Source organism: Peribacillus tepidiphilus (genome assembly GCF_009466385.1).
Taxonomy (GTDB): Bacteria; Bacillota; Bacilli; order Bacillales; family DSM-1321; genus Bacillus_BN; species Bacillus_BN tepidiphilus.
Window position 1 is genome coordinate 16,765 of record NZ_WIAQ01000021.1, and the last position, 13,585, is coordinate 30,349.

Annotated in this window: 14 protein-coding genes, 1 pseudogene and 1 other annotated feature; of the genes and pseudogenes, 10 read left to right on the plus strand and 5 right to left on the minus strand. The window is 38.7% G+C overall.

The genetic code is table 11. The features are described 5' to 3' along the window. Positions 1-23: 23 nt before the first annotated feature. The 3 genes from GD441_RS11735 to GD441_RS11745 all read left to right on the plus strand — a co-directional run bounded on the left by GD441_RS11735 (position 24) and on the right by GD441_RS11745 (position 3,886). Positions 24-941: a CBASS cGAMP-activated phospholipase gene (locus GD441_RS11735; RefSeq protein ID WP_153126629.1), complete on the plus strand. Its 918-nt coding sequence runs from the start codon at positions 24-26 to the stop codon at positions 939-941. A gap of 153 nt (positions 942-1,094) precedes the next feature. After that, positions 1,095-1,309, plus strand: a binding site (T-box leader). Between the two features lie 105 nt (positions 1,310-1,414). After that, the gene (gene proB, locus GD441_RS11740; protein ID WP_153126630.1) at positions 1,415-2,515 is read left to right on the plus strand and encodes a glutamate 5-kinase; all 1,101 of its coding nucleotides are present in this window, start codon (positions 1,415-1,417) and stop codon (positions 2,513-2,515) included. Between the two features lie 123 nt (positions 2,516-2,638). Beyond that, the gene (locus GD441_RS11745) at positions 2,639-3,886 is read left to right on the plus strand and encodes a glutamate-5-semialdehyde dehydrogenase (protein ID WP_153126631.1); all 1,248 of its coding nucleotides are present in this window, start codon (positions 2,639-2,641) and stop codon (positions 3,884-3,886) included. 230 nt (positions 3,887-4,116) lie between these two features. Here the strand turns inward: GD441_RS11745 and GD441_RS11750 are convergent, their stop codons facing one another. Beyond that, complete coding sequence (locus tag GD441_RS11750; protein WP_153126632.1) at positions 4,117-4,338, minus strand: hypothetical protein; 222 nt, start codon at positions 4,336-4,338, stop codon at positions 4,117-4,119. Between the two features lie 268 nt (positions 4,339-4,606). On the opposite strand from GD441_RS11750, the gene GD441_RS17465 reads away from it, so the two are divergent. After that, a complete protein-coding gene (locus GD441_RS17465) occupies positions 4,607-4,729 on the plus strand; it encodes a hypothetical protein (RefSeq protein ID WP_263862443.1) in 123 nt (40 codons plus the stop codon). A 394-nt stretch (positions 4,730-5,123) separates the two neighbouring features. Here the strand turns inward: GD441_RS17465 and GD441_RS11755 are convergent, their stop codons facing one another. Continuing rightward, complete coding sequence (locus GD441_RS11755; RefSeq protein ID WP_153126633.1) at positions 5,124-6,242, minus strand: NAD(P)/FAD-dependent oxidoreductase; 1,119 nt, start codon at positions 6,240-6,242, stop codon at positions 5,124-5,126. Positions 6,243-6,567: 325 nt separating this feature from the next. Here GD441_RS11755 and GD441_RS17025 point away from each other — a divergent pair, with 325 nt between their 5' ends. Continuing rightward, positions 6,568-6,735, plus strand: a complete 168-nt coding sequence (locus GD441_RS17025; RefSeq protein ID WP_191992172.1) for a hypothetical protein — start codon at positions 6,568-6,570, stop codon at positions 6,733-6,735. A 91-nt stretch (positions 6,736-6,826) separates the two neighbouring features. Next, positions 6,827-6,979: a YfhD family protein gene (locus GD441_RS11760; RefSeq protein WP_153126634.1), complete on the plus strand. Its 153-nt coding sequence runs from the start codon at positions 6,827-6,829 to the stop codon at positions 6,977-6,979. Between the two features lie 90 nt (positions 6,980-7,069). Here GD441_RS11760 and GD441_RS11765 read toward each other — a convergent pair whose 3' ends face one another. Continuing rightward, entirely contained in the window at positions 7,070-7,279 is a 210-nt protein-coding gene (locus tag GD441_RS11765; protein ID WP_153126635.1) for a hypothetical protein, read from the minus strand. A 156-nt stretch (positions 7,280-7,435) separates the two neighbouring features. Here GD441_RS11765 and GD441_RS11770 point away from each other — a divergent pair. From GD441_RS11770 to GD441_RS11780, 3 genes and pseudogenes are all read left to right on the plus strand, one after another. Further along, a pseudogene (locus GD441_RS11770) lies at positions 7,436-8,217 on the plus strand (ABC transporter ATP-binding protein); the annotation flags it as partial. A gap of 37 nt (positions 8,218-8,254) precedes the next feature. After that, positions 8,255-9,724 carry a protein adenylyltransferase SelO gene (locus GD441_RS11775; RefSeq protein WP_153126652.1) on the plus strand — a complete coding sequence of 490 codons (1,470 nt, stop codon included), beginning with the start codon at positions 8,255-8,257 and terminating at the stop codon, positions 9,722-9,724. A gap of 230 nt (positions 9,725-9,954) precedes the next feature. Further along, positions 9,955-10,473 carry a YbaK/EbsC family protein gene (locus GD441_RS11780; protein WP_153126636.1) on the plus strand — a complete coding sequence of 173 codons (519 nt, stop codon included), beginning with the start codon at positions 9,955-9,957 and terminating at the stop codon, positions 10,471-10,473. Between the two features lie 205 nt (positions 10,474-10,678). Here GD441_RS11780 and GD441_RS11785 read toward each other — a convergent pair whose 3' ends face one another. Continuing rightward, positions 10,679-11,848 (minus strand): pyridoxal-phosphate-dependent aminotransferase family protein, encoded by a 1,170-nt coding sequence (locus GD441_RS11785; protein WP_153126637.1) that lies wholly within the window; start codon positions 11,846-11,848, stop codon positions 10,679-10,681. A gap of 371 nt (positions 11,849-12,219) precedes the next feature. Between GD441_RS11785 and GD441_RS11790 the strand changes: the two genes are divergently transcribed. Then, complete coding sequence (locus GD441_RS11790) at positions 12,220-12,825, plus strand: methyltransferase (RefSeq protein WP_153126638.1); 606 nt, start codon at positions 12,220-12,222, stop codon at positions 12,823-12,825. Between the two features lie 323 nt (positions 12,826-13,148). On the opposite strand, the gene GD441_RS11795 is transcribed toward GD441_RS11790, so the two are convergent. Then, positions 13,149-13,286 carry a hypothetical protein gene (locus tag GD441_RS11795; RefSeq protein WP_153126639.1) on the minus strand — a complete coding sequence of 46 codons (138 nt, stop codon included), beginning with the start codon at positions 13,284-13,286 and terminating at the stop codon, positions 13,149-13,151. Between the last annotated feature and the right edge of the window lie 299 nt (positions 13,287-13,585).

Sequence of the window (13,585 nt, forward strand, 5' to 3'; positions counted from 1 at the left end):
CAATATACTTTTAGGTGAAAACAATGAAAATGTTATGCATAGATGGCGGTGGGATTCGCGGTGTATTTGCTGTTGCCATTTTACAAGCAATCGAGGAGGAATATAAACGCCCAATAGCGGAGTATTTTGATGTGATTGCAGGAACAAGTACGGGGGCCATTATTGCTGCTTCCGTAACATTGAAAAAGAAAATGAGCGAAGTTCTGAAAAGTTATAGGGTGTATGGAGAAAAAATTTTTGTCCGTCAAGCAAAGGTTGGACTATTTAAAAGTGTATATAGTGACGAGTATTTACGCCGTTATTTTCAAAAAGCATTCGGAGAGCTTACACTTGCTGATATTCAAAAGCCGCTTCTCATTCCAGCGGTGGACATTACCCATGGCAAACCGTATGTACACCGGTCAAATTACGGTCATCATGAGAGTGACGACTTATCCATAAAACTTTGGGATGCTGTTCTTTCTTCCTGTTCTGCACCCGTTTATTTTCCACCTAACAATATAAATAACAACTACCTATCCATTGACGGTGGTTTATGGGCAAATAACCCCTCATTAGTTTGTATTACTGAGGCTCTACACCATTTCAAAAAGGGAATGAGCAACATACATATTTTATCCCTCGGTACAGGTCAACAGAAAATTGATTTTACAATCAATAAGGAAAAGTTCTGGGGTGTGAAGCAGTGGCTTCCCTTTCATTTCCCATCGATGAAGGTAACACCGAAACTTCTCGATTTAGCTGTTCATTTGTCATCCGAGTCGGTTTCATACCATTGTCAACTTCTGCTAGGTGACAACTATTTTCGATTAAATGAGGAACTTGGAGAAGAAATCCCCTTTGATGAAGTGAAGTTTATGGATGAGCTTATTGAATTAGGGAAGCAGGTGTACCGAAATAGGAGAGAAGAAATTAGAAATTTTTTAGAGAACAAAATATAACTCTCTGTATTCTCAAAGTACTCCTATCTAAATATTTTAAAGTTATAAAAGACTTTAGCGATATCCTAAAATCGTGCATAAACAATATTTTAACCCGAAATATCAGAACATTCTTGACATTGCTCTAATTAATTACCATAATAAAGTAAAATAATTTGATCGTTGATGGAGGACTAGTATGCGGGTCTTTATGTGACAGAGAGCGGGGTTTTTGAGCTGGAAGACTCCGCCACAGGAAAGCCGCAGAACCTGCCTCCAGAGTCCTATGCTAAAACATAGGCGCTAACTAGCGTTATCAGGAAAAGTGGGATGTATTTTACATCCAATGAAGGTGGTACCACGGAAGCATAGCCCTTTTCGTCCTTTTTAATAGGATGAAAAGGGTTTTTTTATTATTTTTCACAAGATAACAGAATTATTTTTCCGTCACAATGCAAAAAAGTACGAAAGTATGTAGATGGAGGAAGTCAAACATGGAGAATAAACGAATTGTTGTCAAAATCGGAAGCAGCTCATTAACCAACAAAAAAGGGGAAATTGACCAGGAGAAATTATCGGATCATATCGAAGCCATTGCAGCACTTCGCAGGGAGGGGTACCAAGTTTTATTAGTTTCGTCCGGCGCGGTTGCGGCTGGTTTTAGACAACTAGGCTATTCATCCAGACCTGTCACATTAAAAGGAAAGCAAGCGTCAGCAGCAGTTGGTCAAAGTCTTTTAATTCAATCCTATAGAGAGCAGCTCAGTCAGTTTGGGATCGTACCGGCTCAAATATTGCTTACGAGAAAGGATTTTTCAAAAAAAGAACGCTATAAAAACGGGTATGCAACCATCATGGAGCTTTTAGATCGTGGAATCCTACCGATTATCAACGAAAATGACACCGTCTCAATAGAAGAATTAACCTTTGGTGATAATGATATGCTCTCCGCCTTAGTCAGCGGACTTGTTCGGGCAGACCAGCTTATTATTTTAACAGACATTAATGGACTCTATGATTCCAACCCACGTGAAAATCCATCTGCGAAAAGACTCCATCATGTACTAGAAATAACTGATGAAATGATAGATGGAGCTGAAGGAACGGGGTCGAAGGTAGGAACAGGTGGTATGAAGTCAAAACTCATTGCTGCAAAAACAGCTCTCTCTCTTGGTGTCCGAGTATTTATCGGTCACGGTAAAGGAAGCCGGAAATTAATCGAGATTCTTGAAGGGAATGGGGACGGTACGTATATCGGAGGAGATAAACTCACCTCCATTAATAACAGCAAACAATGGATCGCCCTTCATTCAGCGGTTTCCGGAAAAATTTTTGTCGATCAAGGTGCGGAAAAAGCCCTTGTATCAAATGGAAGAAGTCTGCTCCCAGCTGGAATTTACGACATCACAGGGACGTTTGAAAAAGGAGATGTGGTGGAAGTATTCGGTACGAATGGTTTGTTAGGTAAAGGAGAGGTGCTTTATTCTTCTGAAGACCTGAAAAAGGTAATGGGGAAACGCAGTGATGAGTTACGTGACGAATTCATTTTTGCTTCTATTGAGGTCATTCATCGGGATAAATGGGTGAAAGCATAATTATTGAAGATGAATTTTTTGAAACTCACGCAAAAATCGCACCACGTGTTGAAGAAACTGACGGTAATCCCATATTTAAGATAGACCGTCAGATATTACAAATTAAAAACGGAGGATAAAAGAATGACTGAGGTTATTAAAAAGGGGAAAGCAGCTAAATTAGCGAGTTTTTTATTGATGGGGATTTCTACTGAGGAAAAAAATAAGGCGTTAGAAAAAATCGCAAGACAGCTATTAGAGGATCAGCATTTCATTTTAGAGGAAAATAGGAAGGATATGGAGCAAGGAAAACAAAAGGGCTTTTCCGACGCGATATTGGACCGCTTGTTGTTAAATGAAAAGCGAATCAAGGACATGGCAGACGCCATTATGCTACTAATTGACCTTAAAGATCCGATTGGAGAAACGATTGAAACGATTAAAAAAGAAAATGGATTGTACATTGAGAAAAAACGCGTGCCTATTGGAGTTATCGGTATGATTTACGAAGCAAGACCAAACGTAACAATCGATGCTGCCACATTGTCATTGAAAACAGGGAATGCGGTCATTTTAAGAGGAAGCTCCTCTGCCAGCTATTCCAATAAGGCACTTGTTCAAGTGATTCATCGTGCCCTTGAACAAACAGAAATACCAATTGAAGCTGTTCAGCTTATCGAAGATACAAGTAGAGAAACGGCGAAGAAGCTTTTTACTCTAAATGAATATTTAGATGTGTTAATTCCTAGAGGCGGTAAAAATCTCATTGAAACGGTAATCAAAGAATCCACGGTACCTGTTTTAGAAACAGGAGCTGGCAATTGTCATATTTTTATTGATGAAACGGCCGCCCAAGAAATGGCCGAACGGATTGTGTTAAACGGAAAAACGCAGCGACCGTCTGTTTGCAATGCAATTGAGACCATATTAATTCACGAAAAATGGTTTCCTGTTTACGGGAAACAGTTGTTACAGGTGCTGGATGAAAAGTCAGTCGAAATATATGGAGATGAAACGGTATGTCATGCTTTTCCAAAAGCAAAGGCAGCGACAGAAGATGACTGGTCTACAGAATACTTATCACTAACCGTCAGTATTAAAGTAGTAAAAAATGTTGATGAAGCGATCCAACATATCAATCAGTATGGAACAAAGCATTCGGAAGCAATCATCACCGATGATGAAAAAATTGCCTCTTTGTTTCTTACAAAAGTCGATGCAGCTGCAGTCTACCATAATGCTTCTACCCGATTTACAGATGGGTTTGAATTTGGATATGGTGCAGAAATCGGTATTAGCACGCAAAAGCTGCACGCAAGAGGACCAATGGGGTTACCAGCCCTAACATCAAGCAAGTATTTCATTTATGGGAATGGGCAGGTGAGAGGATAGAATTTTTTTACGAATGCATGCATTTCTTTATAATACAACTACACTAAAATTGATAATCTATAAATCCTATATTAGTAGAAGACTGTATATAATAAACAACATGAAAGCATGATAACTAAACCCACCACTCCTCTTCACAATGCGGCAAGGTGGGTTTTTATTGTGGGTTTGATGTTTTTAGGAAAGACCCCAATTGAATTACACAGGTATGAAACCAGTGCCATCCATCATCATGAAGTTTTCTCCACATGCTCATTAATGGGTATTAGCGAGCCTTTTTTAATCCAGTATTGAAAATGATCGAAAGGAAACACTCCTCTGCATTTCGAATTATGCAATTGAATAACCACACTTTTTGGGGTAACATCTAGAATCTTTAATTTATCTGACTTGCTGAGGTTAGGTATAAAGGAGCTTTTTATTTCAAATTCCATGTTATTGTATAAATTCATACTAATAATCCTCCTGAGTGTTAAAGTACTTTAACCAATTCATCCTTACATTTCCCCATTATTTAAATGTTTATCCATATTTTGGTTGAACTTTATCAAATGAATTATATACTCAAGTTGAGGTAATCATTTTATTTTGCGGTGCTTCATCAACAATAGAAATAGTTATTTTCAAAAAACCAAAAATGCCCTCGCGAAATTTTGTTGGTTAAAGGAAACATTTTTATTTTATGGAATATTCTATAAATAAAGAAGGAGAGTGGTGACAATGAGCCTAAGAATACAGAAAAAAGTTTTACAATACTCTGTATTGTTTAAAATGCTTGGTGTCTTAAATGAGGAGGAGTATATAAAAATTGCAAAAGCTCACAACGTGAAAGAAAGACATTAGAAAGTGTGGAATTATATTGGGTGTACGGGGATCATTGAAATTAAAGAATGGGAGTTGGCTTGAATTAAGAAGAATGGATCACTCTCTGATCAGGGCATATGTAACGAATGAGCATATAAAAATATCGGTAAACAAATTGGTATTTTCAAAGAAAACGAATTCTTCTAAAATTCCTTTCAATTAATATGGGGGAGTCAAATGTCTCTGAATCATCCATTGAATGAAAGCCCAAAAAAAATAAAGGAGAAAAGCTAGATTAAGCATCTAAAAATACGGGAGCTTAATCTTTTTCTTGTCCGTGAAGCTTTTACTATGTCCAAATCAGAGCAGGAGCTCCAACTAAGGGGACTTGTATAAAAAAGAAAGAAGACTAAAATAAGTCTTCTTTCGGAATTCATCCCCCTATCGCACCTTGTACATCATAATTTCTCAAATCAATATCTATTTCATGTCCAAGGGCTAGTTTTGCAAGCTGAGATCCCATATAAGGGCCCATCGTCAAACCAGAAGCTCCTAATCCATTTGCAATGAAAATTCCTTTCCAGCCAGGTAAAGCACCGATCACTGGAAGGAATCCTGGAGTGTACGGACGAAAGCCTACTCGTGCTTCAAGAAAAGTGCCATTTGCTAAGCCAGGAGCAGTATGTAGTGCTTTATTTAATACTTCGTGTAAACCTCCAGCCGTGGTCCGGATATCGAACTCATCCGTATCTTCATGAGTTGTACCTATCACAATTCTTTGGTTTTCGAAAGGCACCAAATATTGATCACCTGGTGGCATAACAACGGGCCATTTGCTCGTGTTCGTATCCGGCAATTCCAAATGAACGATTTGTGCTTTTTGGAAGGTTCCTTTAAAGTGAACACCTAACGGCTCTAGCAATTGATTGGCCCATGCACCTGCACAAACAATGACTGTATCAGCTTCTATCGATTCATCCCCAATATTTACACCAGTTATACGATTCTCATTATATTGTAGTTTGGCGTCTCCATATAAAAAGGTAGCTCCGTTTTTTTGTGCAGCGCGTAAAAGGGAATCTCGGAGCGCCCGTCCATCGACCCGAGCTGCACCACTAATATGTACAGCAGCGCATTCATCTGCAAGTGGCGGAAACTGAGCTTTTGTTTCTTCAGGTGTAAGCAGAGTAATCTCACCCATTTCTGGTGCGTCCTCCTTACGAATTAATGCTCGTTTTTCTATCGCATTCAGCTTTTCTATATCCGTATGTATACTGATTGCACCCACTTGTGCATAACCCGTTTCTTTTTCTCCATCCCGTTCAAGCTCGGCTATCAAGCTTGGATAAAAGCGTGCACCTTCTTTTACAAGATGATACCAAGCCTTATTTCGCCGCTGCGAGATCCATGGACAAACAATGCCTGCTGCTGCATCAGTGGCTTGTCCTTTATCCTTTCTGTCCACAATAACCACTTCCGCACCTATTTTAACCAGCTGATACGCAGTAGAAGCTCCTAAAATGCCTGCGCCGATTATGATACATTTTTTCATATACTACATCCTTCTCTTGAAAATTTTTAAATTAAATCCAATCTGTTCTATGTATGTAGCTTTCCGCTTGTTATTTAAACTCTGCCCTCTTAGACAGAAAATTTTTCACCATTACTTTAGTAATATGTTTTTCAGCACATAAAGAGTCTAGTATATATTTCAAACTCCATCAATATTCATTGAAGATATTATGTAATTAAGATAAAATCCATAGAAATAATTTCCAATCTTCTGTATGATGAAGTAGAGGAAAAAAACTAGGTGTAAGAGAATGGTTTTAAATGAATGAAACAAACTTGGAATGAAGAGAGGGGTATACAAAAAAATGAATACTTGGCTTTATAGTATTTATGCCGTAATATTAGCGATCGTTTCATTTTTCACAAAAGAAATCGTAACATTTGTTATGCTGGGCTTTATATTGTTAAGCCTCCATAATATCCATTCCACATTAAAGAAAATTCATAAAGAAATCAATGACAAAAACCATTAAAAAGACCATTATTTTTTGGGATCGCCTTCATTAAAATGAAGTTTCTTAGCCATACTAACAAGGAACAAAATATTTGTTAGGAGGCTTTATGATGGGAAGAGCAAACAATCAAGCAGCTAGTAAGAATAAACATACTTTACCTCAAACTCCAAAAAACTTAAAAATCGAACCTGAAAATGTGAATGATGAGTTTTCTCTTGAGTTAGCTGAACATCGTGTCATTAAAGCTAAGCAGGATGAATAACTTGTATAAGCGACGTCGTTAAAAAGGATACAACACATAACTTGAAGAGCCGGTATGCTTTATCCGGCTCTTTTTGAATTCTATTTTAGGTTATTTACCCTCAAAGTAGTCTCTAAATTCCTTTTTATCCGTATTCTCTTCATTTTGATAATAGGGATTCTCAACCGTTGAGTCTTTTGGGTCTAAATTGGTCTTAATCACTAATGTTGGTCCAGATGTACTTCGTTCTGCAATGAGCCGGTCATTTAACTCTTTAAAATCCGGAAGATCTTTGTTTCCTGGTTGTCTTGGTTCTGTCATCTCAGCACCTCCTAAAAAGTAGGGTGCTTTTCTCCACGAAAATTATGTAAACATTAGGGACAAAACCCACTATGAGTGTTAACAGAGCAATATTAAAAAGGATTATTTTCAAATATCGTGATAAGATGGATGTACTAAACATTTGGAGTGTGAAAGATGAGTTCGCATGATGAAATCATTCAAGTAAAAAACCTCGTGAAAAAGTATGGGGATTTTACGGCTGTAAAAGGCATTGAATTTGAGGTGCATAAAGGAGAGGTATTCGGTTTACTCGGTCCTAATGGTGCGGGAAAAACAACACCCTAGAAATGCTTGTAGGACTTAGAAAACCAGACCAAGGTACGGCAAGAATAGGGGGCTTCGATATTAAAAGCCAGCTGAATAAGGTAAAGGAAGTCATAGGTGTCCAGCTACAATCGACGACACTTTTTGAACTGCTTACGGTAGAAGAGATCCTTCATTTATATGCAAGCTTCTATCCAAGGCATGTATCGATACCAGATATAATTGAAGATATGCTGCTTACTGATAAAACCAAAAGCCGAATTAAAGGGTTATCTGGTGGACAGAAGCAAAGATTAGCCATTGCTTTAGCACTTGTACATGATCCATGGGTAATCTTTTTGGATGAGCCAACAACAGGTCTTGATCCGCAAGCTAGAAGAACACTCTGGGATATTATCCTTCTTTTAAAGGAGAAAGGGAAAACGATCGTATTAACGACTCATTATATGGATGAAGCTCATGTGTTGTGTGACCGAATTGCGATCATGGATCAAGGACAGCTTATAGCTTTAGATACGCCATCTCAGCTCGTGAAAACCCTCCAGTCAAACAGTGCAGTAGAATTTCGTTTTGAGAATGATTCCGTAGACGTGGATTTAACTAGCATTGAAGGAGTCAAACAAATTGGGAATCAAAATGATGTGTATGTTCTCTAAGTTACAGAAAGACGGAAGAAGAAAAGGAGATAGGATGGCAAAAGAAATAATAGAAGCAGGTTGGAACTTTGACAATAGTTATGCCCGTTTACCGAAAACACTTTTTACTAGCCACAACCCTACCCCTGTACGCTCACCAAAGCTAGTCAAAATCAATGATTCATTAGCTACATCCCTAGGGTTGAATGTTGAGGCACTGAAAATCGAAGAGGGAATAGCGGTGCTTGCTGGCAATCGGATTCCTGAAGGTGCTTCGCCACTTGCACAAGCTTATGCGGGGCATCAATTCGGACATTTTAACATGTTAGGGGACGGACGGGCAATCCTACTTGGCGAACAGATTACCCCATTAGGTGAACGGTTTGATATTCAGCTCAAGGGGCCAGGGAGAACGCCATACTCCCGCGGGGGTGATGGTCGAGCGGCCCTTGGACCGATGCTACGCGAATATATTATCAGTGAAGCCATGCATGCGCTTGATATCCCTACCACCCGTAGTCTAGCAGTGGTGACAACCGGTGAGCCAGTATACCGCGAAAAGGTACTCCCTGGTGCAATATTAACTCGTGTGGCTGCGAGTCATCTGCGCGTCGGTACCTTTCAATACGTTGCACAATGGGGCACAATTGAGGAACTCCAAATCCTTGCTGACTATACTATTAAGCGTCATTATCCAAACGTTGAAGCTGATGAGAATCGATATCTTTCGCTACTTCAGGAAGTGATCAAGCGTCAGGCCTCACTTATTGCCAAATGGCAGCTAGTTGGCTTTATTCACGGAGTGATGAATACCGATAATATGACTATTAGCGGAGAAACGATCGATTATGGTCCTTGTGCTTTCATGGATACCTATGACCCGGCAACGGTCTTCAGTTCCATTGACATTCAAGGCCGCTATGCCTATGGCAATCAGCCTTCTATTGCCGTGTGGAATTTGGCACGATTTGCTGAAGCGCTATTGCCGCTCCTGCATGAAGATCAGGATCAGGCTGTCAAACTGGCGGAGGATGCTCTTTTAGACTTTACTAAGTTATATAAGAGCAATTGGCTCGAAGGAATGAGAGCAAAACTGGGGATTTTTAACGAAGAGATGGAGGATGAATCCCTTATTGAAGACCTCCTCAATATGATGCTGAAGTATCGTGCGGACTATACGAATACCTTCCGAGCATTAACTTATGAAAAGTTAGAGGATACGGTTCTGTTTGGCACTACAGAATTTACTCAATGGCATGAGCAGTGGCAGGCGAGACTAAGCAGGCAAAAGGAATCTAAAGCCTCATCCAGTCAGTTGATGCGGAATAGCAATCCTTCTGTAATCCCTCGGAATCACAGGGTAGAGGAAGCATTGGAAGCCGCTGTGGAAAAAGGAGACTACAGCGTGATGGAGAAGCTGCTTGATGTTCTTTCAAAGCCATACGCGCACACCCCTGAACAAGCTGAATACTGCACACTTCCTCCGCCATCAGACCGTCCATACCGAACTTTTTGTGGTACCTGATGTTGTAGTGCCTAACAACCTTGATAAACGTTTTCATAAAAAAAGCAGGGACCAATAAAGGTTCCTGCTTTCAAATCTTAAAATTATGAAAAAAGATGTTTCTAGATGAATCCTCACATGTTTTACCATCACCATCATTTGTAATAGTAAAAAGATTCCATTCTTGTTGCTTTACTGAATTAAAGAGTGATATCATCATACTTAATATTGGTAAAGAAAGGATGAAAACGATGTCACTTGAAAGTGTAATAGCTCATTTTAAACAATGGAATCGTGAAGGCGATGTAATGGAGTTTCAAACATTGAGTGCAACGGTTGAGCAAGCAGCGGAAACAATTGGGGTCATCCCTGCTCGTATTGCTAAGACATTATCCTTCAGGGGAGATGGAGACAAAGCCATCCTCATTGTCACTGCAGGTGATGCTAAAATAGATAACAAGAAATTCCGAGATACATTTTCTTTTAAAGCACGTATGCTCACACCTGAGGAAGTCCTAGAGCAAACCGGTCATGTCATTGGCGGCGTATGTCCGTTCGGATTGGCCAATGAATTGGACGTATTTCTTGATGTATCCATGAAACGATTTGATACTCTTTTCCCAGCATGTGGAAGTACAAACTCTGCCATTGAATTGACATGCGATGAATTATTTCAGTATTCATATGCTAATGGATGGGTCGATGTTTGTAAAGGCTGGCAGGAAGAGCCGTTTAGAGAGACAGTAGGTGCAAACTTGGATAAACAATAATCTACATATTCAGTTCATTCAGCAAACCAACCGTTACTTTTACGGTTGGTTTTTTTGTAAATCTCGGCATAAAAAAAGTAGCTGTAAAGTTTGCAAATCTCATCTCAAGTTTTTACCCAACTAAGTCAACACGTAATAGATAGCTAACAAAAAAATAAGGAAACGACAGTTAAGACAATTAAAGTAAGAGACAAATCTTAACTTTCTACACTACTCGAGAATATACTACCTCTTTAAAACACTCTACTGCCTTCGCTGTATCGACCAAATATCCTAGCTCATTCATGGTTTCTCCGATCCGTACAATCGCTTTTTCCAGCATCTGTTCCGTTGTATTTCCCATATGACCGATCCGGAACGCCTTTCCGGCCAGATGAGAAAGTGCTCCCGCGACAATTACACCTTTCTTGGCAAGGGAAGCTCGGAAAGCAGCGTCGTTTATTCCTTCCGGATAAAGAATACAGCTAAGTGTCGGAGCAGCGGCATCCTCCTCCGCTAAAGCCTTCAGCCCATATACTACGAGAGCGGCTCGAACTGCTTTACCGAATGCTTTATGACGTTTATATCGATTCTCCATTCCTTCATTCAGCACCAATTTCATCCCTTCATCATACGCGTAGATGAGGTTTACCGGCGGAGTGGCGAAATATTTGCCAGGATCATTCATAATCGGAATCCAATTATGTATATCACAATAGTAGGCAGGCACGCGCTCGATTTGTTCCCGTGCAGCTAACGCCGTTTTATTAAATGCGACGATTGCCAAACCTGGCGGCACACCAATGGCTTTTTGAGAGCCTGTTAAAACGACATCAATCTTATAATTCGGATGGCCATATGTCTTGCTCATATCTTCTTCCATAGCGGCAGTAGCACAAACACCGTCGAGAATGACAAGTGCCCCGTGCTTTTTAATGATTGGGACAAGCGCATCCAAATCGGCCGCGACTCCTGTCGAAGTATCGGCGTGGGTAATCGTTACTGCCTTGAATTTCCCATTAGCTAGCTTCTTCTCTACGTCATCGGGATTGACCCGCTTTCCCCATTCAGATTGGAGTACGTCTACTTCAATGCCAAAAGCTTCTCCTAATTGAATGAAGCGATCACCGAAGTAGCCATGACTTATGACTAAAATCTTTTCACCAGATGCTACGGTATTAACCAGTGCCATTTCCATTGCCACTGTTCCGGATCCGGCAATAACAAACACTTCACCGTCTGTTTTCAACATTTGTCTCGTCTTCTCAATCGCACCCTTGTAAATAGCAGCAAACCTCGGGTCTGTATGACTCCTTGTTTCCAGAGCAAGCGAATCATAAATGGAATCGACGACCGGTGTCGGTCCAGGTATCAGTAGCATCTCTTTGTTGCGCATTTTCTAACCTCCTAAATTTCTTTTACTAGAATAAAGAAACAAACTCACTTCACACTTGTAAAAATTTCTATAAATACTGATTAAAACCCTTTTTCTTTCTATGACAAAATGGTAAACTTTGTGACATTTACAAAAAAGATGCATCAATCATTGTGTCTCGCCATCTTTCGAGAGTATTCAATGTAACCCAAAACACTCCATTTAACTTATAGGTAGATGGGGTTTCAGTGCCCATTTAGTAGAGTGACCTATATGAAAATGGTGTTTATTTTTCAACTGTCTTTATACAAGAACTTTGCTACTTTAAAACGTATAGAAAAATCGTTAGCATAATAGTTAAAACCATAAATCACTTACATAGGAGTCAATCAATGAAAGAACAGTTTTTTGATGAATTACTGAACATAAAAACCGTAGGAGACCAAAAGGGATTTAATAAGTCTTTGCATTATCATCGTTATGAGCCAACGCCATATCTTGCATTAGAAATATTATTTAATCAATATGAATTGAAAAGCAGTGATCGGATCGTAGACTTTGGGTGCGGGAAAGGGCGTTTAAACTTCTATATCAATTATTTATTTAATGCATCTGTCGTAGGGATCGAGATGAATGAGACTTTCTATCGAGAAGCAATTGAAAATCGAAAAAATTTTTTGAAGAAATATAAACACTGTAAAGATAAAATTCATTTCCATTGTGGCTTAGCAGAAGAGTATCAAATCAATCCACTAGATAATCGATTTTATTTTTTTAATCCGTTTTCCATACAAATTTTCATGAAAATCATTAACAATATTTTATTTTCAGTGGAGAAATCAGAACGGGAAATTGAACTGATTTTATATTATCCGACGGAAGATTATATCTATTTTTTAGAAAATCACAGTTTTTTTGAATTGAAAGAGGAAGTCATATTGCCGCACGTTGAACAAAATCCAAATGAGAGATTTTTAATATATCGATTGGCATTTTAAAAAAATCGGAAAAGCGTTTTATGTTTGTGTTCCTGTTGCAAGGGAGATTATTGTATTCAAATCATTGAACTTCAATTAAGAAAAACAAAGACTCAAAAACTTGTAAAAGAGACTACATTGTATTCGACAAAGAAAAGGGGTTGTTGAACGATCCATATTATGTTCGTAAAATTTTAGACAATGAAGGACACAGAGATGGCTTTATTAAATATGTGTCCGAAAAAACCAAATAATATAAAAAAAGATGTGCTCAAAAATTATGCACATCTTTTTATTTTGGAGAACAACTCTATTTTTGCTTCTAAATAATAGCCAGTTCTTTTTTAATATTCTATTTCATCGTAATCTTTAGGCTGAGGTAGCGGCTGCCCGTTCTCTCTCGTAGAAATTTCATTAATCGTTTGTATTTCCTCTTGTTTTTTTTCATTTCCCTTATCATTTTGCTTTCCTTGATTTTTCATGGAGAGTCTCCCTACCAACTTTTCTAAAAATTATTATGCGCTGTTTTTAAAGGTTCCAACCGTACATGCGAAAAAGTGTCTAGCAACTGATTACTACCATTCCTTGAATATGAATAATATGAACGACGGTTCCAAAAATCAATCTGTTCGTTCAATCTACAAAAGGTGGTATAATTGAAATATATGGAAGTGAAAAAAAAAAATCATTTTAATTCTTCGTAAAGATCAAGAAATAGAATATTACGCAGATCTGTTTTTTGCTGATTCAATCTGAAGTCAGCTTTTTGAACTACATGTAA